Origin of the sequence: Streptomyces sp. NPDC046712 (genome assembly GCF_040645695.1) — a bacterium.
GTDB lineage: Bacteria > Actinomycetota > Actinomycetes > Streptomycetales > Streptomycetaceae > Streptomyces.
On record NZ_JBEYYW010000034.1, the window covers coordinates 43753 to 63523 of the forward strand.

Here is a 19771-nt window from a genome sequence, read left to right on the forward strand (position 1 = left end):
CATGAGGGTCCATACGGGCTTGCACCCGGGCCCGGAAGGCAGGAGACCGCACAGCTGATGACGGAACGACCCCCGCAGCGCATCCCGAACCGCCAGCTCGCCGCGCTCATCGCCGAAGCCGGGTTCTCCAACGCGGGCCTGGCGAGAAGGGTGGACCAGCTCGGCCTGGAGCACGGACTCGACCTGCGGTACGACAAGACCTCCGTGACCCGCTGGCTGCGCGGTCAGCAGCCGCGGGGCACCACGCCCGCCCTGATCGCCGAGGTCTTCACCCGGCGTCTGGGCCGCCGCCTCTCCGCGCAGGACCTCGGTCTCGACGCCTGTGCCCCCGTCTACGCGGGTCTGGAGTTCGCGGCGACGCCCGAGGAGGCGGTCGACATCGTCAGCGGGCTGTGGCGGAAGGACTCCGGCAGCCATGTCGAGCTCCGCAAGATCGCCTTCACCCCGGCCGGGCTCGTGGTGCCGAGCCGGGACTGGCTGATCGGCCGGGCGGACGAGCGGGTGGCCCGCGGGGAGATGGCGGCGCCGAACGGCCGCCTCGGCCAGGACGGCCGGCTCGGTCCGGACGTTCGGCTCGGTCCGGACGGTCGGCTCGCGACCGACGCCCGCATCGAGACCCGCACCGACAGCCGCCCGGGCACCGACCCCCGCCCGGGCGCCGAGGCGCGTCCGGCCCCGGACGGCGGACGGCTCGCCACGGACGCGCGCCGCCCCCTCCAGGACCCCCGGGTCCCGGCGCAGCAGGGCCGGCTCTCCGTCCCCCGCCAGCGCGGCACCGACCGGGGCCCCGGGCAGCGGGTCTCCAGCGGCGACATCGCCGCCCTCCGCTCGGTCGGCGAGCTGTTCCGCACCCTCGACCACGCCTACGGCGGCGGCCACGCCCGGCAGGCCCTCGTCCGCTACCTGGAGCACGAGGCCGAGCCGATGCTGCGCGGCACGTACGGGGAGTCCGTCGGCCGCCGGCTGTTCGCCGCCGCCGCCGACCTGACGAGGCTGGCCGGCTGGACCTCGTTCGACATCGCCGCCCACGGCCTGGCCCAGCGGTACTTCGTCCAGGCGCTGCGCCTGGCGCAGGCGGCGGGGGACCGGGCGTACGGCTCGTACGTCCTGATCACCATGAGCCGGCAGGCGGTGTACCTCGGTCATGGGCGCGAGGCGGTGCAGCTGGCGCGGGTCGCGCAGCAGGGCGTGGGCTCCGCCGCGCCGCCGGTCGTCCAGGCGCTGCTGCACGCGGTGGAGGCGCGCGGACACGGCGTGCTCGGCGAGGCGCGGGCGTGCAGCGCCTCGCTCGCCCGGGCCGAGCGGGCGCTGGAGGCGGCCCGGCCGGGCGACGACGTGCCGTACTGGGCGCGGCCCTTCGACGAGGCGCAGCTGGCCGACGAGTTCGGCCACTGCCACCGGGACCTCCAGCAGTACCGGCCGGCGGCGCAGCACGCCGAACGCTCCCTCCAGCTGCGGGCGCCCGGCTTCGCCCGCAGCCGCCTCTTCTGCCGCGTGGTCCTCGCCTCGGCCCGCCTCGGCCTCGGCGAGCTGGACCAGGCGTGCGCGCTGGGCGCGGAAGCGGCGCAGCAAGCCTCCGAGATGCGCTCGGCGCGCGCGGTGGAGTACGTACGCGACTTCGAGCGCCGCCTGGAGCCGTACCGCGACGCGGCGGCCGTCCGCACCTACCGCGACCGCGTGGCGGCGATCGGCTGACACGGGCGGGCGCGCCCATGCGCCCGCCACCCCGGCCCCTGAGGCCCCCGTTGTGGGCATGCGTTCCGCCCCGGCGGGACGATTGCCCACACGGGGGCGGGGTGGCGTCAGGCCGCCTCCGTTGTCGATTCCTCACGGGCGCGGACGCCCAGGTCTCCCAGGACCGCCTGGGCCGCGCGGCGGCCCGAGGACAGGGCGCCCTGCGGTGTGGACGTGTCGCGGTGGTCGCCGCAGACGTACAGGCCGGCGAGGAGACGGACCGGGCGGCGTGGGTCGTGGGGCGGGGGCATCGCGGGAACGGCGTCCGGCGTGTGGTGGAGGGCGAGGAGCTCCCACTCGTCCGTCGACGTGCCGTGCAGGGTCGCGAGGTGCTTGCGGACCCGGCGGTCGGGGTCGTCCGGCGGGGTGCCCAGGACCGTCGAGGTGACCAGCACCCGGCCCTCGGGGGCGCGCGTGGGGTCGACGGCGCTCATGACCGCCGTGTGCGCGACCGGGCCTCCCGGGTCGGACTCCAGGAGCAGGACCGGGTCGGCGGCGGGGGCGGCCGGAGCGGTGTGGTGCAGCACGGTGACCGGATGGAAGGCCGGGGTACGCAGCCCGGGCAGCAGCTCGGCGGCCGTGCGGGCGCCCGTCGCCAGGAGGACCGAGCGGCAGCGGAACACCCCGTGCTCGGCCGTCACGACCTTGTCGACCGAGATCTCGGTCGCCCTCACGCCCGTACGGACCGTGCCGGGCGGCAGCGTCGCGGCCAGCAGGTCGGGCAGCGTGGCCGACCCGCCCTCCGGTACGCACAGCCGTCCCCGGGCGAACGCGCGCAGCGCCAGATCGACCCAGCGGCTGGAGGTGGCCAGGTCGGGGTCGCCGAGCAGCGCGGCGACCAGCGGCCGCAGCACCCCCTGCACGGTACGGGCCGGCAGCCGGGCCGCCAGGGCCTCGCGCGCGGGCCGCTCCGGACGGGTCAGCAACCGCTGCGCCGGCGTGGCCGCGAGCCGCGCCAGCGAGGCACCGAGACGCGCCTGGTCGAGCGAGGCGGCCGGATGTCGAGGGGCGCTCGCGAGGGCGCGCGCCACCGTGAAAGCGCCCCCTACGCCCCAGGGGGCGTGGGGGGACCCCCTCCCTACGCCCCAGGGGGCGGCACCCCGGGCAGATCCCGCGCTCCGGGCGGATCCCGCGGCCCGGGCGGATCCCGTCCCCCGGGCGGGCCCCGTGCGCCAGGGGGCGTGCGGGAACGGTTCGCCGATCCTGACGTACCGTCCGTCGCTGTGCACCAGCGCTCCCGGTGCGAAGGGCCGCAGTGCCACCCCGCCCAGGCCGGGTGTGCGGGACAGTTCCGCGTACGAGGCGGTCAACAGCGGCCCGACCCGGTCGAGTCGGAAGCCGTCGATGTCGTCGGTGGCCATCCGGCCGCCGACCCGTGGTCCGGCCTCCAGGACCGTGACACCTATTCCGGCGCTGGTCAGCCGGTGGGCGGCCGCGAGCCCCGCGATGCCGGCTCCCACGACGACGACGTCCGTGACGGCGTCCGAATGACGTGCGGTACTGAGCACGTGCCCCTCCCCAGGTCGGCGCGGCTGGTGGGAGGCCTATGCCCCCAACCGTCCCCAGGAATGCCCGAGTTCGCATTCAGGGCCTGCCAGCCTAGGCAGCGCGCCCACGGGCGCCAGCCGCGCGCGGCGGGGTGCACGAAGCACGGGGTCGCACGCGCCGTGCCCCCGCCGGACGTCAGGCGGCCGCGCGGATCGACTCGTCGATCGTGGGGAACGCGAACCGGAAGCCGGACTCCAACAACCGGCCCGGCACCACCCGCTGACTGCCCAGCACATCCTGCGCGAAGTCCCCGAGCACGAGCCTGAGCGCCGGCGCGGGGACCGCGCAGACCGTCGGGCGGCGCAGCACGCGGCCCATCGCCGCCGTCACCTCGCGGTTGGTGACCGGGTCGGGGGCCGTCAGATTCACCGGGCCCGAGAGGGTGTCGGTGTCGATCAGATGCCGCAGGGCGGCCACCTCGTCGTGCAGCGAGATGAAGCTCCAGTACTGGCGCCCGTCACCCATCCGGCCGCCCACCCCGGCGCGGAAGATCGGGAAGAGCCGGCCCCACGCCCCGCCCTCGCGGGCCACCACCAGGCCCGTGCGGGCGTACGCGACCCGGATGCCGGCCTCCTCGGCGGGGGCCGCCGCGGCCTCCCACTCCACGCACACCGAGGGCAGGAACCCCTCGCCCGCGGGCGCGCTCTCGTCCACCGCGCGCGAGCCCGTGTCGCCGTAGTAGCCGAGCGCCGTGCCGCACACCAGGACCTTCGGCGGGTCGGCCAGCGAGGCGAGGGCCTGGGAGATCGCCGTCGTGCCGAGCACGCGGCTGTCGCGGATCTCCTTCTTGTACGCCTCGCTCCAGCGGCGCTCACCGACCCCGGCGCCCGCCAGATGCACGACCGCCTCCACGCCGACGAGCCCCGCCGCGTCCACGTACAGCCGCGCGGGGTCCCACTCGACCTCGTCGGCGGTCCGGGCGGGCCGCCGCACCAGACGGGAGACCTGGTGGCCGTCGGCGCGCAGGGAGCGCACCAGGGCGGAGCCGATGAGTCCGGAGGCGCCGGTGACCGCGATTCGGGAGGGTTGCATGGGGCCATCCTGCCCTCCCCGGCCCGGACGTGGCACAGTGGCCGACATGACCGCGCCGGAGACGCACATACGACGGGCCCTTCCCTCCGACGAGGCCGCCCTCGGGGAGCTGGATCGCGCCACCTGGTCGCCGCTGCACGCCGTGCAGCCCGCGCCGGAGCCCCCGTACGCCCCGTTCTTCGACGAGCGGCACCGCCCCGAGGACTATCTGGTCGCGGAGATCGGGGACACCGTCGTGGGCTATCTGCGGCTCGGGACCCCCACCCCGCTCGCCTGCAACGCACACGTCCGCCAGATCCAGGGACTCGCCGTCGCCGAGAGCGCCCGCGGCCAGGGCGTGGCCCGCGGACTGCTGCGGGCCGCCATGGCGGAGACCCGGCGGCAGGGCGGCACCCGGATCACGCTGCGCGTCCTCGGCCACAACAAGCCCGCCCGCGCCCTCTACGAGTCCGAGGGCTTCGTGGTCGAGGGTGTCCTGCCCGGCGAGTTCTTCCTGGACGGGGCGTACGTCGACGACGTCCTGATGGGCCGTTCGGTCACTTCCTAGGCGTCAACGGGGCCATCCCGCCCATCAGTTCGCGCAGACAGCGCACCGCGAGTTCGGCCGGTGCGCCCTTGCCCCGTACCGGCGCGTCCGTCTCCGCCCACGCCTCCAGAGCCACCCGGATCGCGTCGGTGGCCGCCGCCGCCGCGAGCCGTACCTCCAGCGGGTCGGCGTCCGGGCCGGCCAGCTGGGCCACCACGGCCAGCAGCTTCTCCTCCGACTCCTGGTTGACCCGGTACCAGACCGCCCGCAGCGCCGGGTCCTCGGCGGCCGCCCGCAACAGCCCGCGCGTCCACCGCAGCCCCTCGGCGGCCTCCTCGTCCGCCGCCGCGAGCGCCTCCCTGATCGAACGTTCCAGCGCGGCCGGGACCGTCGATCCCGGCTCGGCCGCCGCGAGCGACTCCCGCCAGCGGTCCGCACCGCCCGCCAGGAGCGGTGCGACGGCGTCCTGCTTGGAGCGGAAGTAGCGGTAGAAGGTCCGCAGGGCGACCCCGGCGCGCAGGGCGATGTCCTCGGCCGTGGTGCCGTCCGGACCGCGCTCGGTGAAGAGCTCGGCGGCGGCCCGGGCGATGTCGAGCTGGGTGGCGGCCTTACGGCGCTCCGTCAGGGAGGGGGGCTTGGTGCTCACCGTACGAAGGGTACGCCCCGCCTCTGCCGACCACGCATTTCATGCAACTATGGCAAAACGTGCCACTCAGGCGTACGGTGTCCCAAGCATCGAGAGACTCGCCCCCGAGAGACTCGTCGTCGAAAGGTCGGACAGGACATGAACCGCTACGAAGGACGCCGCGCACTGGTCACCGGTGGCGGCTCGGGCATCGGCCAGGCCACCGTGCTGCGCATGCTCGCCGAGGGCGGCCGCGTCGTCGCCGCGGACATCAGTGAGGACGGGCTGAAGGACACCGTCGCCAAGGCGGACGCCGCCGCGGACCGGCTGACGACCGTGGTCGTGAACGTGGCCGACGAAGCCTCCGTCCGCGCGGGCGTCGCCGCCGCCGTCGAGGCGCTGGGAGGTCTGGACGTGCTGGTCAACGCCGCCGGCATCCTGCGCTCCTCGCACACCCACGAGACGAGCCTCGACGGCTTCGAGCAGGTGATCCGGATCAACCTCACCGGCACCTTCCTGGTGATCCGCGAGGCGATCCCCGCGCTCCTGGAGGGCAACGGCTCCGCGGTGGTCAACTTCTCCTCCACCTCGGCGATGTTCGCCCACCCGTACATGGCCGCCTACGCGGCCAGCAAGGGCGGCATCCAGTCCATGACCCACGCGCTCGCCGCCGAGTACGCCAAGCAGGGCATTCGCTTCACCGCCGTCCAGCCCGGCTCCATCTCCTCCGGCATGACCGACGGCACCGGCGCCAGCCGGCAGTCCGTCGGCCCCGGCCTGCCCGAGGACACCGACTGGTCCCTGTTCGCGAAGCTCGCCCCCGCCCTCGGCCAGGGCTTCGCCGGTCCCGAGACCGTGGCCGGCGTCGTCGCCATGCTCGCCAGCGAGGACGGGAAGTTCATCACCGGCACGGAGGTCCGCGTCGACGGCGGGACCCACTTCTGATCCTCGGCCAGGTGAACCCCGAGCTGCGGTTCATCGAGAGACCGGTGCGGACCCGGGGCGGGACGACGTCCCCCGGGTCCGCACCACCGGCTCACGAGCCGAAGCGCTCCCACAGGCGTGGATAGCGCACCGCGAGCACCGCGTCGTCCTCCAGGTCGAACGCCACGCCCTCCGGCTCCGCCGGCTGCGGCGGAATCCCGAGGTCCGGCGCCTCGATACCGGTCAGCTGCTCGTACGCCTCGTCGGCGGCGAAACCGAGCTCCTCGCCGTCCCCGTCGATCTCCTCGTCGAAGTCGACGAGCAGCTCGGCCAGCGCGTCGGGATCGTGCACCGCGCCCTCGAAGACCTCCCGGCCCTGCCCGATCAGCCAGCAGCGGAAGTAGTCGAAGCCGTCGTCGCTCGCCCCGTCGAGCAGCACCGCCGCCGCGCCCCACAGATCCCAGCGGTACGCGCGGTTGTAGCGGGCCTCGAAATGGCGGGCGAAGTCGAGCACGGAGTCGGGGTCGAGCTGCAGCAGCCGCTCGACGAGCAGGTCGGCGTGATCCTCGGGGTCGCCCTCGGCGGCCTCGCGGGTGGTGTCGACGATCTCCCAGAACTCCGTCTCGTCCATCACGGGTCAAGCATCGGGCTTGGGGGAGGGCGACGCACCCGGAAACGGCCAAAATGAAACCGGACAGGAGATGTCGTACTTTCCTGTCACTGTCGTTCCATGACGACGGAAACGAAGCCGCTGAGCGGCAGGATCGCACTGGTCGCGGGCGCCACGCGGGGCGCGGGTCGGGCCATCGCCGTACAGCTGGGCGTGGCGGGAGCCACGGTGTACGTGACAGGGCGCACCACCCGGGAGAAGGTCAGCGAGGTCGGCCGAGCGACCGAGACGATCGAGGAGACCGCCGAGCTGGTGACGGTGGCGGGTGGCGAGGGCATCGCCGTGCCCACCGACCATCTGGAGCCCGAGCAGGTCCGGGCACTCGTCGAGCGGATCGACCGCGAGCGGGGCCGGCTGGACATCCTGGTCAACGACGTCTGGGGCGGGGAGCATCTGATCGAGTTCGACAAGAAGGTCTGGGAGACCGACCTGACGGGTGGGCTGCGGATGCTGGAGCTCGGTGTGAAGACGCACGCGATCACCTCCCGCCTCGCGCTGCCCCTGCTCATCAGGCACCCCGGCGGCCTGGTCGTCGAGATGACCGACGGCACGACCGAGTACAACACCCGCTTCCGGAACAACTTCTTCTACGACCTCGCGAAGAACGCGCCCCTTCGGATGGCGTTCGCACTCGCCCACGACCTCAAGGACGTGGGGAGCACCGCCGTCGCGCTCACCCCGGGCTGGCTGCGCTCCGAGCAGATGCTGGCGGCGTTCGGCGTGACGGAGGAGAACTGGCGCGACGCGACCGAGAAGATCCCGGACTTCGCGGTCGCCGAGTCCCCGGTCTACGTCGGCCGCGCCGTCGCCGCACTCGCCGCGGATCCGGACCGGGCGCGCTGGAACGGGCAGTCGCTCTCCAGCGGCCAGCTCGCCAAGGAGTACGGCTTCACGGACGCCGACGGTTCGCAGCCGGACGCCTGGGGCTTCATCATCGCCAAGGAGACGGACGAGAACGTCTCGGTGGACGACTACCGGTAGGAAGCACCGGCCCCGGTGGCGCGCGCCCGCCACGTGTCGCGCGTCACCGGGGCGCCCGGCGGGTCTGGGTCGCCCGGAAGTGGGCGGGGGAGACCCCGTACCGGCCGACGAAGGCCTGCCGCAGCGACTCGGCGGTGCCGAACCCGCAGCGGGCGGCCACCCCTGTCATGGGCAGCTCGGTCGACGCGAGGAGCTGCGCGGCCGCCTCGGTGCGGGCCCGCCGGACGAACCGGCCCGGCGGCTCCCCGAGGTGCTCAACGAACAACCGGGTGAGGTGACGCGGGGTCACGCCCGCGCGCGCGGCCAGGGCCGCCGGGCCCAGATCGTGGTCCGGGTGGGCGGTGATGTGCTCGACGAGCTCGCGGACCAGGTCGTTGCGGGGTGGCGGGGCGGCCGTGAAGAGGCTCATCTGCGCCTGTGTTCCAGGCCGTTGCAGATAGACGACCAGGTTGCGGGCCACCTGGCGGGCCAACTCGGGGCCGTGGTCCTCCTCGATGAAGGCCAGGGTGAGGTCCATCGCGCTGGTGATGCCCGCCGAGGTGTACACGTTTCCGTCACGGATGTAGATCGGGGCCGCGTCCACCTCGACCCGCGGATGGCGGGCGGCGAGCCGGGGCGCGAACTGCCAGTGCGTCGTGGCGCGACGGCCGTCGAGGAGCCCGGCGGCGGCCAGCACACCCGCCCCGGTGCACACCGAGGCCACCCGCCGGCTCTCCTTGGCCAGCCGCCGGACGTGCCCCACGAGTCGTCGGTCGTCGGCGGCCCGCTCGATTCCGACACCGCCCGACACGATCAGGGTGTCGATCGGGCCGACGAGCCGTTCGAGGGACTGCTGACTCTGCAGGGAGAGCCCCGAGCCGCAGACGATCGGTGCGCCGCCCGGACCGACCACGCTCACCCGGTACGGCACCGCGGGATCACCGATCCCGTTGGCCATCGCCAGGCTCGTGGTGACCCCCGCGATGTCCAGCAACTCGGCCGATTCGTAGCCGACCACCACCATGAGCCGCTCCGCCATGCGGCGACCCTATGCCGGAAGGACGGGTACCCCAAGGCCACGGACATCGGTCCGCCCTCCGCGCGCGGACGGGGCCGGCAGGGCCGCAGAGTGACGAGGGAACCGCCCCGCCCCCTCCTCACGACACCTCCGGGAGACGCCATGACGATCGACTCCACGCGCGACGGCGACGCCCGCGTCGGCTGCGATGGCCGGGACGAAGGTGACGCCCGCGACGGCCGTGACGCCCGGGACGGCTGGGCGGCCAGGGGCGACGGGACGCTCGCGGCGCCTCCCGGATCCGCCGTGGCCCGCCTCCCGCGCGCCCTCGCACACCGATGGCCCACCCTCCTCGCGCTCGCCCTGGCGGTCGTCACCTTCGTCGACGGCCTCCCGGGCCGGGAGCTGCTGGCCGGGCTCCTCGTCCTCATGCCGCTGTGCTACCTGGCCTTCGGCGCGTTGCGCGGGGAACTGCGCCCGGCGGGCGCCCTCGTCCGCCAACTCGCGGGGCTTCTCGGCTTCGCGGCCGTGGCCCTGATCGCCCTGGCCGTCGACGAGACCCTGGGGCTCCGCCTGCTGGCCGCAGGCTGGCTGGCGCATGCGGTCTGGGACCTCGTCCACCACCGGACCGGAAAGGTCGTTCCCCGGGCCTGGTCGGAATGGTGCTGCGTCGTCGACGCCTCGGGCGCCCTGGCGATGGCCGTCCTGGCCTGAGGGGAGCCGTCCAGGCCCGCTCACCCGTAGAGCGCCGCGAGCCCCCGGGCCGCCTCCGCGAAACGGGCCCGCAGGGACTCCGGGGCGAGGACCTCCGCCTCCGGACCGAGCGCGAGCAGCTGGCCGAAGGCGACCTCCTCGTTCTCCACGAGGAGCGTCGCCGTCACCCGCCCCTCGGCGTCCTTCGCGGCGCCCGCCAGCGCCTCCTCCGCCGCCGCGCGATCCGTCGCGTACGGCAGCCGGCGCGCGCCCGCCTCCGAGAGCCGCAGCACGACCTCCGCCCGCAGCAGCGAGCGGGCGAACTCGGCCGCGCGGTCCGCCCAGAAGGCCGGCAGGTCGAAGTCCTCTTCCCGGTCGAAGCGCTCCTCGCCCAGGGCGACCGCCGTGAAGCGGTCCACCCGGTAGGTACGGATCGCGGCGCCCGATCGCGCGCAGAGGTACCAGACGCCCGCCTTCAGCACGAGCCCGTACGGCGCCAGTTCGCGCTCCACCTCGGTGTCCCCGCGACGGTAGCGGGCCGAGATCATCCGGTCGTCCCAGACGGCCTCCGCGATCGGGGCGAGCAGCTCGGGCGTCTCCGGCTCCTGGTACCAGCCGGGTGCGTCCAGATGGAAGCGCTGCGCCACCGACTCGGGGGCGTCCCGCAGGGAGGGCAGCAGCGCGGCCGACACCTTCAGACGGGCCGCAGAGGCCGCGTCGGCGAGCCCCATGTCCCGCAGCGCGCCCGGCAGTCCGGACAGGAAGAGCGCCTCGGCCTCACCGCGCGCCAGGCCCGTCAGACGGGTGCGGTAACCGCCGATCAGCCGGTACCCGCCGGCCCTGCCCCGGTCCGCATACACCGGTACCCCCGCCTCCGAGAGGGCGAGGGCATCGCGGGTGATGGTGCGTTCGGACACCTCCAGCTCCGAGGCGAGCTCGGCCGCCGTCATCGACGGACGGGACTGGAGCAGAAGCACCATCTTGATCAGCCGGGCAGCGCGCATGACACGCATTCTGCCCGGCTGATCAGCTGCCTTACAGGCCGTAGCGCTCGCGCGCCTCCTTCACGGCCGAGGCCGGGACCTCGCCGCGCCGCGCCAGCTGGGCGAGGGCCGCGACGACGATCGACTGCGCGTCGACACCGAAGTGGCGGCGGGCCGCCTCGCGGGTGTCGGAGAGACCGAAGCCGTCCGCACCGAGCGAGGACCAGTCCTGCTCGACCCACTGGGCGATCTGGTCGGGGACCTGACGCATGTAGTCCGACACCGCGAGGACCGGGGACTCGACGCCCTCCAGCGCCTGGCGGACGTACGGGGTCCGCTCCTCGCCGCGCAGCAGCGCCGCGTCGGCCTCCAGCGCGTCGCGCCGCAGCTCCGTCCACGAGGTCGCGGACCACACGTCGGCGCCCACGCCCCACTCGGCGGCGAGCAGCTTCTGCGCCTCCAGGGCCCAGTGGATGGCCGTGCCGGAGGAGAGCAGCTGGATGCGCGCCGGGTTGGCGGGCAGGTCGAGACCGGCCGACTCCGCCGTGTTGAAGCGGTAGAGGCCCTTGATGATGCCCTCGTCGACACCGGCCGGCTTGGCCGGCTGCGGCATCGGCTCGTTGTAGACGGTGAGGTAGTAGAAGACGTTCTGGTCCTCGCCCTCGGCGGCCTCGCCGTACATCCGGCGCAGACCCTCCTTGACGATGGCCGCGACCTCGTAGGCGAACGCCGGGTCGTACGTCAGCGCCGCCGGGTTGGTGGCCGCGATCATCGGGGAGTGGCCGTCCGCGTGCTGCAGACCCTCACCGGTCAGCGTCGTACGGCCCGCGGTGGCGCCGACGAGGAAGCCGCGGCCGAGCTGGTCGCCGAGCTGCCACATCTGGTCGGCGGTGCGCTGCCAGCCGAACATCGAGTAGAAGATGTAGAAGGGGATCATCGCCTCGCCGTGCGTCGCGTACGACGACGAAGCGGCGATGAAGTCCGCCATCGAGCCGGCCTCGGTGATCCCCTCGTTGAGGATCTGGCCGTTGACGGCCTCCTTGTAGTACATCAGCTGGTCGCGGTCGACCGGCTCGTACGTCTGGCCCTTCGGCGAGTAGATGCCGAGCGACGGGAACAGCGACTCCATACCGAAGGTACGGGCCTCGTCCGGGACGATCGGGACCCAGCGCTTGCCGGTCTCCTTGTCGCGGACCAGGTCCTTGACCAGGCGTACGAAGGCCATGGTGGTCGCCACGGACTGCGAGCCGGAGCCCTTGTCGAAGGCGGCGAACGCCTTCTCCGCAGGCGCCGGCAGCGGGGCGAGCGCCTGCGTGCGGCGGGCCGGGGCCGGGCCGCCGAGGGCCGCGCGGCGCTCCTGGAGGTACCGGACCTCGGGGGAGTCGGCGCCGGGGTGGCCGTAGGGGACCACGCCGTCGACGAACTGCGCGTCCGAGATCGGCAGGTCGAGCAGGTCGCGCATGGCCTTGAACTCGTCCACCGACAGCTTCTTCATCTGGTGGTTCGCGTTCTTGGAGGCGAAGCCCTCGCCGAGGGTGAAGCCCTTCACGGTCTGCGCGAGGACGACCGTCGGCGCGCCCTTGAACTCCAGCGCGGCCTTGTACGCGGCGTACACCTTGCGCGGCTCGTGGCCACCGCGCGAGAGGTGGAAGCACTCGAGGATCTTGTCGTCGCTGAGCAGCTGCGCCATCGCGACGAGCGCCGGGTCGGAGCCGAAGAAGTCCTGGCGGATGTAGGCGGCGTCACGGGTCTGGTACGTCTGGACCTGCGCGTCCGGGACCTCGCGGAGGCGGCGGACGAGGGCGCCGGTGGTGTCGAGCGCGAACAGCTCGTCCCAGGCGCCGCCCCACAGCGACTTCACGACGTTCCAGCCGGCGCCGCGGAACTGGGCCTCCAGCTCCTGCACGATCTTGAAGTTGGCGCGGACCGGGCCGTCGAGGCGCTGCAGGTTGCAGTTGATGACGAAGGTCAGGTTGTCCAGACCCTCGCGGGCGGCGAGTGCGAGTGCCGCGGTCGACTCGGGCTCGTCCATCTCGCCGTCACCGAGGAACGCCCACACGTGGGACGCGGAGACGTCCTTGATGCCGCGGTTGGTGAGGTAGCGGTTGAAGCGCGCCTGGTAGATGGCGGAGAGCGGGCCCAGACCCATGGAGACGGTCGGGAACTCCCACAGCCAGGGAAGGCGGCGCGGGTGCGGGTAGGAGGGGAGGCCGTTGCCGCCCGACTCCTGCCGGAAGTTGTCGAGGTGGGCCTCGGTGAGGCGGCCGTCGAGGAACGCGCGGGCGTAGATGCCGGGGGAGGCGTGGCCCTGGATGTAGAGCTGGTCGCCGGAACCGTCGGCTTCCTTGCCCTTGAAGAAGTGGTTGAAGCCGGTCTCGTAGAGCCACGCGGCGGAGGCGAAGGTGGCGATGTGGCCGCCGACGCCGTGCTTCGCACCGCGGGTGACCATGGCGGCCGCGTTCCAGCGGTTCCAGGCGGTGATCCTCCGCTCCATCTCCTCGTCGCCGTCGACGACGGGCTCCGCGGAGGTGGGGATGGAGTTGACGTAATCCGTCTCCAGCAGCTTGGGCAGGGCGAGACCGGCGCCCTCGGCGTGCTGCAGCGTGCGGCGCATCAGGTAGGCGGCCCGGTGCGGGCCGGCGGCCTTGGTGACGGCGTCCAGGGAGGCCGCCCACTCGGCGGTCTCCTCGGTGTCACGGTCCGGGAGCTGGTCGAGCTCGCTCGGAATCTTGCCTACGGGATCGGTCATGATCGCCGCCTTCCGGACAGGTGGGGGTGGAGAAGGGGTGCCTTGTCTGGCAGGACAGGGCGAAGGGCCGGGTAGCGGCCCGCCGAAGACTGTAAGCCGCCGATCGATGATCGATCAAAGGGTTGAAGGCGAAAACCTGTTCAGATCGAGAAAGTCGGCACAGGGTGCCGCGAAAGTGGGCACCGGGTGCCTTGTTTTCGCAGGTGGGGAGCCGAATGAGGGTGGGGGCGCACGAATGAGCGGGCCCCCGTCGGGGGCCCGCTCAGGGGTACGCGATGCTGCCGTCAGGCCCTGGGCGCGCAGCCGAGGACGTGGGCCTTGACGAGGTTGCCGATGTTCGGGTCGCCGCGGCGGAAGGCCTCCACGAGCTCCTGGTGCTCCTCCGCGTACGACTTCTGGACCGTGCCGAGCCAGCGGATCGACAGCGCCGTGAACACCTCGATGCCCAGGCCCTCCCAGGTGTGCAGCAGGACGCCGTTCCCGGCCGCCTTCACCAGCTCCCGGTGGAAGGCCACCGTGTGCCGGACCTGCGCAGTGCCGTCGGCCGTCCGGTCCGCCTCGTACAGCGCCGCCACGTGCGGCTCCAGGGCGGAGCAGTCGGCCGCCAGCCGCGTCGCCGCCAGCTCCGCGGCGATCTGTTCCAGACCGGCCCGGACCGGGTAGCTCTCCTCCAGGTCGGCCGCGGTGAGGTTCCGCACCCGTACGCCCTTGTTGGGCGAGGACTCGATCAGCCGCAGCGACTCCAACTCGCGCAGCGCCTCACGCACCGGCGTCTGGCTGACCTCGAGCTCCGTCGCGATGCGGCGCTCGACGATCCGCTCGCCCGGCTTCCAGCGGCCGCTGACGATGCCCTCCACGATGTGCTCGCGGATCTGTTCGCGCAGCGAGTGGACGACGGGCACGCTCATGAAGCCGCTCCTTAGGGACGCGTTGACACTCAAGACAATACGGCGGCGCCCCCACCCGGAAACACTTCCGGGTGGGGGCGCCGCAGGTGAGGCTCGTTACGTTGCCTTACAGGCCGAGCTCGACCTCGAACTCGCCGGCCTCAAGGATCGCCTTGACGGCCGTCAGGTAACGGGCCGCGTCGGCGCCGTCCACCAGGCGGTGGTCGTAGGAGAGCGCGACGTACGTCATGTCGCGGATCGCGATCGTCTCACCCAGGTCCGGGTGGTTCACGACGACCGGACGACGGACCGTGGCACCGATGCCCAGGATGGCGACCTGGTTCGGGGGCACGATGATCGTGTCGAACAGCGCACCGCGCGAGCCGGTGTTGGAGATCGTGAAGGTCGCACCGGCGAGGTCGTCCGGCGTGATCTTGCTGGCGCGCACCGCGCCCGCGAGCTCCGCGGTCTTCTTGGCGATGCCGGCGATGTTCAGGTCGCCCGCACCCTTGATGACCGGGGTCATCAGACCCTTCTCGGAGTCCACGGCGATGCCGATGTTCTCCGAGTCGAAGTACGTGATGGTGCCCTCGTCCTCGTTGATCCGGGCGTTGATGACCGGGTGGGCCTTCAGCGCCTGGGCCGCCGCCTTCACGAAGAACGGCATCGGGGACAGCTTGACGCCCTCACGCGCGGCGAAGGAGTTCTTCGCCTGGTTGCGCAGCTTCATCAGCTTGGTGATGTCGACCTCGACGACCGAGGTCAGCTGGGCCTGGCCGTGCAGCGCCTTCATCATGTTGTCGCCGATGACCTTGCGCATGCGGGTCATCTTGACGGTCTGACCGCGCAGCGGGGAGACCTCGAGGGCCGGGGCCTTCGCGGCGGCCGGGGCGGCAGCGGCGGGGGCCGGGGCGGCCTTCTTGGCCTCGGCGGCCGCGAGGACGTCCTGCTTGCGGATACGGCCGCCGACGCCGGTGCCCTTGACGGACGCCAGGTCGATGCCGTTCTCGGAGGCGAGCTTGCGGACCAGCGGGGTCACGTAGGCGCCGTCGTCCACCGGCTGTGCGGCGGCGGGGGCGGGAGCCGGGGTGACCGGAGCCGGAGCGGCCGGAGCCGGAGCGGCCGGGGCGGCGGGCGCGACCGGAGCCGGAGCGGCGACCGGGGCGGCCGGAGCCGCGGGGGCCGGAGCCGGGGCCGGGGCGGCGGGCGCAGCGGCCGGAGCCGGAGCGGCCGGGGCCGGGGCAGCGGCCGGAGCGGCACCCGCGGCACCGATGACGGCCAGCTTGGCGCCGACCTCGGCGGTCTCGTCCTCGGCGACGACGATCTCCAGCAGGACACCCGAAGCCGGGGCCGGGATCTCGGTGTCGACCTTGTCCGTGGAGACCTCGAGCAGCGGCTCGTCGGCCTCGACGGTCTCGCCGACCGACTTCAGCCAGCGGGTGACGGTGCCCTCGGTGACGGACTCACCGAGCGCCGGCAGGACGACGTCCGTACCGGTGGCGCCACCGGCCGGGGCGGCGGCCGGAGCCTCGGCCGCGGGGGCCGGGGCGGGGGCGGCGGGGGCGGGGGCCTCGGCGACCGGCGCCGGAGCGGCCGGGGCGGCAGCCTGCTCGGCGGCCGGGGCCGGGGCGGCAGCCGCAGCACCGGAGCCGTCGTCGATGATGGCCAGCTCGGCGCCGACCTCGACCGTCTCGTCCTCGGCGACCTTGATGGAGGCGAGGACGCCCGAGGCGGGGGCGGGGATCTCGGTGTCGACCTTGTCGGTCGAGACCTCGAGCAGCGGCTCGTCGGCCTCGACACGCTCACCCTCGGCCTTGAGCCAGCGGGTGACGGTGCCCTCGGTGACGCTCTCGCCGAGCGCCGGCAGGGTTACGGAAACCGACATGGTTTCAGTTGCTCCTAACGAATTGCGGAAAGTGGTCGTCGCGCCCGTGATGACGTGAGCGTCAGTCGTGGGAGTGCAGAGGCTTGCCGGCCAGCGCCAGGTGCGCCTCGCCGAGCGCCTCGTTCTGCGTCGGGTGGGCGTGGATGAGCTGCGCGACCTCTGCCGGCAGCGCCTCCCAGTTGTAGATCAGCTGCGCTTCGCCGACCTGCTCGCCCATGCGGTCACCGACCATGTGGACGCCGACCACGGCACCGTCCTTGACCTGGACGAGCTTGATCTCGCCCGCGGTCTTGAGGATCTTGCTCTTGCCGTTGCCCGCGAGGTTGTACTTCAGGGCGACGACCTTGTCCGCGCCGTAGATCTCCTTGGCCTTGGCCTCGGTGATACCGACGGAGGCGACCTCGGGGTGGCAGTACGTCACCCGCGGCACGCCGTCGTAGTCGATCGGAACGGGCTTCAGACCGGCCAGTCGCTCCGCCACCAGGATGCCCTCGGCGAAGCCGACGTGCGCAAGCTGGAGGGTCGGGACGAGGTCGCCGACCGCGGAGATCGTGGGCACGTTCGTGCGCATGTACTCGTCGACGAGCACGTAGCCGCGGTCCATCGCGACACCCTGCTCCTCGTAGCCGAGACCGGCCGAGACCGGGCCGCGGCCGATGGCGACGAGCAGGACCTCCGCCTCGAAGGTCTTGCCGTCGGCCAGGGTGACCTTGACACCGCTCTCGGTGTACTCGGCGGACTGGAAGAAGGTGCCGAGGTTGAACTTGATGCCGCGCTTGCGGAAGGCGCGCTCAAGAAGCTTGGAGCTGTTCTCGTCCTCGACCGGGACCAGGTGCTTCAGGCCCTCGATGACGGTCACGTCGGTGCCGAAGGACTTCCACGCGGAGGCGAACTCGACGCCGATGACGCCGCCGCCGAGGATGATCGCGGACTCCGGGACCCGGTCCAGGGTCAGCGCGTGGTCCGAGGAGATGATCCGGTTGCCGTCGATCTCCAGGCCCGGCAGCGACTTCGGAACGGAGCCGGTGGCGAGGAGGACGTGACGACCCTCGACGCGGCGGCCGTCCACGTCGACGGAGGTCGGGGAGGAAAGGTGGCCGTGGCCCTCGATGTACGTCACCTTGCGGGAGGCGACCAGACCCTGCAGACCCTTGTACAGGCCCGAGATCACATCGTCCTTGTACTTGTGGACGGCCTTGATGTCGATGCCCTCGAAGGAGGCCTTGACACCGAACTGCTCCGCCTCGCGCGCCTGGTCGGCGACCTCGCCGGCGTGGAGCAGGGCCTTCGTCGGGATGCAGCCGTTGTGCAGGCAGGTGCCGCCGAGCTTGTTCTTCTCGATCAGTGCGACGTCCAGGCCCAGCTGCGCTCCGCGCAGCGCCGCGGCATAACCGCCGCTACCGCCGCCGAGGATCACTAGGTCGAAAACGGTGCTGGCGTCGTTCGCCACGTCACGTCCTCCATGCATGTGCGCCGGTCGCCGGTCTCCTGTGACCGGGCGGCGGCTGGTGTTCGGCCGCTTTTATTTCGGCCCTGTGGTGGGGGCCCTGTCCTGCCGAGAACCCATCTTCGCACTTGTTGCCGGAAGGCGGGACGCGGGGCCGGGCTGTGAGACGGCCGATCGCCCGTACGGACAGGTAACCGGCACGTATGAACGTACGGATTTCGTTGAGAGCGCAACGGCCCCCGGGCGGAGAACCCGGGGGCCGGTGCACCGTGCGTGTGGGGTCAGAGCTCGCCGTCGGCGGTCCGCTCCGCGAGCTTCACCAGCGTCCGGACCGCGGATCCCGTGCCGCCCTTCGGGGTGTAGCCGTACGGCGCCCCCTCGTGGAAGGCCGGGCCCGCGATGTCGAGGTGGGCCCAGGTGATGCCCTCGCCGACGAACTCCTTCAGGAACAGACCGGCGACCAGGCCGCCGCCCATCCGCTCGCCCATGTTCGCGATGTCCGCGGTGGGCGAGTCCATGCCCTTGCGCAGGTCCGCCGGGAGCGGCATCGGCCAGGACTGCTCGCCGACCTGCTCGGCGATCTCGTGGATCGCGGTGCGGTAGTCGTCGTCGTTGGCCATGATGCCGAAGGTGCGGTTGCCCAGGGCCAGCACCATCGCGCCGGTCAGCGTCGCCACGTCGACGATCGCGTCCGGGTTCTCCTCCGAGGCCCTGGTCAGCGCGTCGGCGAGGACGAGCCGGCCCTCGGCGTCGGTGTTGAGGACCTCGACGGTCTTGCCGCTGTACATGCGCAGCACGTCGCCGGGGCGGGTGGCCGAGCCCGACGGCATGTTCTCGGCCAGCGCCAGCCAGCCGGTGACGTTGACGGCCAGGCCGAGGCGGGCGGCGGCGACGACCGCGGCGAACACGGCGGCGGCGCCGCTCATGTCGCACTTCATCGTCTCGTTGTGGCCGGCCGGCTTCAGGGAGATGCCGCCCGAGTCGTAGGTGATGCCCTTGCCGACCAGGGCGAGGGTCTTCTCCGCCTTCGGGTGGGTGTAGGCGACCCGGACCAGGCGCGGGCCGCGGACCGCGCCCTTGCCGACGCCGAGGATGCCGCCGAAGCCGCCCTTGTCGAGGGCCTTCTCGTCGAGCACCTGCACCTTGAGGCCGTGCTCCTTGCCCGCGGCCTGGACGATGGCGGCGAACGTCTCGGGGTAGAGGTCGTTCGGCGGCATGTTGATCAGGTCGCGGGCGCGGTTGATCTCCTCGGTGAGCGCCTGCGCGCGCTCGGCGACGGCCTTGAACGCCTTGTCGCGGGGCTTGGCGCCGAGCAGGGCGACCTCGGCCAGCGGCTTCTTCGCGTCCTTGCCGTTCTTGCTTTCCTGGTACGCGGTGTAGGCGTACGCGCCGAGCAGCGCGCCCTCGGCGATCGCCTCGGCGTCCTCGGGAGCGGTGATCGGCAGCGCGAACGCGGCCTTCTTCGCGCCGTTCAGGGTGCGGGCGGCGGTACCGGCCGCGCGGCGCAGGGCCTCGGCGCCGTACGCCTGGCCGTCCTCGGGGGCGGATCCCAGGCCGACGGCGAGCACGACGGGGGTCTTCAGACCGGCGGGGGCGGGCAGCTTGGTCGCCTCACCCTCGGCACCCGCGGCGCCCAGGGTCTCCAGGACGGCGGCGAGCTTACCGTCGAACGCCTTGTCCACGGCCTCGGCGCCCGGGGCGACGAGCAGGCCCTTGCCGGACTTCGCGACGCCGACGACGAGGGCGTCGGCGCGCAGCGTCGCCGCACCGGCAGTGCTGAGAGTGAGAGCAGTCACGGTGGTGAAATCTCGCTTCCATTGAGTTCTGTGGCGGTCGAGGGATGGGCCGACCGTGCCCGCCGCATCGTATTTCGGCCCGGGGAGCGCCGAGAACGAGCCTACGCTCGCTCTTCGTGTTCGCTCACGGCGACGGTGATTCACTCATCCGTGGTGTCTCTTTCACGTTTACCTCGCGGGCCCGGCGAGCTCGGTCACACTCGCCTCATTCGCGCAAGGGCAGCACTCGCTCCTTTGCATCATCCGCATCATCTCCACAGGTCCTCCCACGTCCGGCTGGGCCTGTCGAGGGGG

General features: G+C 72.7%; 16 protein-coding genes. 5 read left to right on the top strand and 11 right to left on the bottom strand.

Going from position 1 to position 19771, the window contains the following annotated elements; translation table 11 throughout:
- Window positions 1-57 precede the first annotated feature (57 nt).
- The gene (locus ABZ939_RS32215) at window positions 58-1695 is read left to right on the top strand and encodes a regulator (RefSeq protein WP_361863132.1); all 1638 of its coding nucleotides are present in this window, start codon (window positions 58-60) and stop codon (window positions 1693-1695) included.
- Between the two features lie 107 nt (window positions 1696-1802).
- Here ABZ939_RS32215 and ABZ939_RS32220 read toward each other — a convergent pair whose 3' ends face one another.
- Window positions 1803-3242 (bottom strand): NAD(P)/FAD-dependent oxidoreductase, encoded by a 1440-nt coding sequence (locus ABZ939_RS32220; protein ID WP_361863135.1) that lies wholly within the window; start codon window positions 3240-3242, stop codon window positions 1803-1805.
- Window positions 3243-3417: 175 nt separating this feature from the next.
- Complete coding sequence (locus ABZ939_RS32225; RefSeq protein ID WP_361863137.1) at window positions 3418-4314, bottom strand: TIGR01777 family oxidoreductase; 897 nt, start codon at window positions 4312-4314, stop codon at window positions 3418-3420.
- Between the two features lie 46 nt (window positions 4315-4360).
- Here ABZ939_RS32225 and ABZ939_RS32230 point away from each other — a divergent pair, with 46 nt between their 5' ends.
- Window positions 4361-4861, top strand: a complete 501-nt coding sequence (locus tag ABZ939_RS32230) for a GNAT family N-acetyltransferase (protein WP_361863139.1) — start codon at window positions 4361-4363, stop codon at window positions 4859-4861.
- Here the strand turns inward: ABZ939_RS32230 and ABZ939_RS32235 are convergent.
- Window positions 4851-5486: a TetR family transcriptional regulator gene (locus ABZ939_RS32235; protein ID WP_361863141.1), complete on the bottom strand. Its 636-nt coding sequence runs from the start codon at window positions 5484-5486 to the stop codon at window positions 4851-4853. The two genes, ABZ939_RS32230 and ABZ939_RS32235, sit on opposite strands and share 11 nt — an antisense overlap.
- 138 nt (window positions 5487-5624) lie before the next feature.
- Between ABZ939_RS32235 and ABZ939_RS32240 the strand changes: the two genes are divergently transcribed.
- A complete protein-coding gene (locus tag ABZ939_RS32240; RefSeq protein ID WP_361863144.1) occupies window positions 5625-6410 on the top strand; it encodes an SDR family oxidoreductase in 786 nt (261 codons plus the stop codon).
- A 91-nt stretch (window positions 6411-6501) separates the two neighbouring features.
- Here the strand turns inward: ABZ939_RS32240 and ABZ939_RS32245 are convergent, their stop codons facing one another.
- Window positions 6502-7020: a DUF4240 domain-containing protein gene (locus ABZ939_RS32245; protein ID WP_361863243.1), complete on the bottom strand. Its 519-nt coding sequence runs from the start codon at window positions 7018-7020 to the stop codon at window positions 6502-6504.
- A gap of 99 nt (window positions 7021-7119) precedes the next feature.
- Here ABZ939_RS32245 and ABZ939_RS32250 point away from each other — a divergent pair, with 99 nt between their 5' ends.
- Window positions 7120-8040, top strand: a complete 921-nt coding sequence (locus ABZ939_RS32250) for an SDR family oxidoreductase (protein WP_361863147.1) — start codon at window positions 7120-7122, stop codon at window positions 8038-8040.
- Between the two features lie 43 nt (window positions 8041-8083).
- Here the strand turns inward: ABZ939_RS32250 and ABZ939_RS32255 are convergent, their stop codons facing one another.
- A complete protein-coding gene (locus ABZ939_RS32255) occupies window positions 8084-9058 on the bottom strand; it encodes a DJ-1/PfpI family protein (RefSeq protein ID WP_361863150.1) in 975 nt (324 codons plus the stop codon).
- Between the two features lie 141 nt (window positions 9059-9199).
- Here ABZ939_RS32255 and ABZ939_RS32260 point away from each other — a divergent pair, with 141 nt between their 5' ends.
- The gene (locus ABZ939_RS32260) at window positions 9200-9751 is read left to right on the top strand and encodes a hypothetical protein (RefSeq protein WP_361863153.1); all 552 of its coding nucleotides are present in this window, start codon (window positions 9200-9202) and stop codon (window positions 9749-9751) included.
- A gap of 20 nt (window positions 9752-9771) precedes the next feature.
- On the opposite strand, the gene ABZ939_RS32265 is transcribed toward ABZ939_RS32260, so the two are convergent.
- The 6 genes from ABZ939_RS32265 to ABZ939_RS32290 all read right to left on the bottom strand — a co-directional run bounded on the left by ABZ939_RS32265 (window position 9772) and on the right by ABZ939_RS32290 (window position 19477).
- Window positions 9772-10734: a WYL domain-containing protein gene (locus ABZ939_RS32265; protein WP_361863156.1), complete on the bottom strand. Its 963-nt coding sequence runs from the start codon at window positions 10732-10734 to the stop codon at window positions 9772-9774.
- 31 nt (window positions 10735-10765) lie between these two features.
- Window positions 10766-13462: a pyruvate dehydrogenase (acetyl-transferring), homodimeric type gene (gene aceE / locus ABZ939_RS32270; protein ID WP_361863159.1), complete on the bottom strand. Its 2697-nt coding sequence runs from the start codon at window positions 13460-13462 to the stop codon at window positions 10766-10768.
- A 284-nt stretch (window positions 13463-13746) separates the two neighbouring features.
- Window positions 13747-14370 carry a GntR family transcriptional regulator gene (locus tag ABZ939_RS32275; protein ID WP_361863162.1) on the bottom strand — a complete coding sequence of 208 codons (624 nt, stop codon included), beginning with the start codon at window positions 14368-14370 and terminating at the stop codon, window positions 13747-13749.
- 106 nt (window positions 14371-14476) lie between these two features.
- Window positions 14477-16234, bottom strand: coding sequence for a 2-oxoglutarate dehydrogenase, E2 component, dihydrolipoamide succinyltransferase (sucB, locus tag ABZ939_RS32280; protein ID WP_361863165.1), 1758 nt, complete (start codon window positions 16232-16234; stop codon window positions 14477-14479).
- A gap of 61 nt (window positions 16235-16295) precedes the next feature.
- Window positions 16296-17684, bottom strand: a complete 1389-nt coding sequence (gene lpdA, locus ABZ939_RS32285; RefSeq protein WP_361863168.1) for a dihydrolipoyl dehydrogenase — start codon at window positions 17682-17684, stop codon at window positions 16296-16298.
- A gap of 278 nt (window positions 17685-17962) precedes the next feature.
- Window positions 17963-19477 (bottom strand): leucyl aminopeptidase, encoded by a 1515-nt coding sequence (locus ABZ939_RS32290; RefSeq protein WP_361863171.1) that lies wholly within the window; start codon window positions 19475-19477, stop codon window positions 17963-17965.
- Between the last annotated feature and the right edge of the window lie 294 nt (window positions 19478-19771).

Excerpts from the sequence above, each read along its gene's own strand:
- ABZ939_RS32215 (WP_361863132.1), top strand. The coding sequence starts at position 58 with ATGACGGAACGACCCCCGCAGCGCATCCCGAACCGCCAGCTCGCCGCG.
- ABZ939_RS32225 (WP_361863137.1), bottom strand. The coding sequence starts at position 4,314 with ATGCAACCCTCCCGAATCGCGGTCACCGGCGCCTCCGGACTCATCGGC.
- ABZ939_RS32230 (WP_361863139.1), top strand. The coding sequence starts at position 4,361 with ATGACCGCGCCGGAGACGCACATACGACGGGCCCTTCCCTCCGACGAG.
- ABZ939_RS32240 (WP_361863144.1), top strand. The coding sequence starts at position 5,625 with ATGAACCGCTACGAAGGACGCCGCGCACTGGTCACCGGTGGCGGCTCG.
- ABZ939_RS32245 (WP_361863243.1), bottom strand. The coding sequence starts at position 7,020 with ATGGACGAGACGGAGTTCTGGGAGATCGTCGACACCACCCGCGAGGCC.
- ABZ939_RS32250 (WP_361863147.1), top strand. The coding sequence starts at position 7,120 with ATGACGACGGAAACGAAGCCGCTGAGCGGCAGGATCGCACTGGTCGCG.
- ABZ939_RS32255 (WP_361863150.1), bottom strand. The coding sequence starts at position 9,058 with ATGGCGGAGCGGCTCATGGTGGTGGTCGGCTACGAATCGGCCGAGTTG.
- ABZ939_RS32260 (WP_361863153.1), top strand. The coding sequence starts at position 9,200 with ATGACGATCGACTCCACGCGCGACGGCGACGCCCGCGTCGGCTGCGAT.
- ABZ939_RS32265 (WP_361863156.1), bottom strand. The coding sequence starts at position 10,734 with ATGCGCGCTGCCCGGCTGATCAAGATGGTGCTTCTGCTCCAGTCCCGT.
- aceE (WP_361863159.1), bottom strand. The coding sequence starts at position 13,462 with ATGACCGATCCCGTAGGCAAGATTCCGAGCGAGCTCGACCAGCTCCCG.
- ABZ939_RS32275 (WP_361863162.1), bottom strand. The coding sequence starts at position 14,370 with ATGAGCGTGCCCGTCGTCCACTCGCTGCGCGAACAGATCCGCGAGCAC.
- sucB (WP_361863165.1), bottom strand. The coding sequence starts at position 16,234 with ATGTCGGTTTCCGTAACCCTGCCGGCGCTCGGCGAGAGCGTCACCGAG.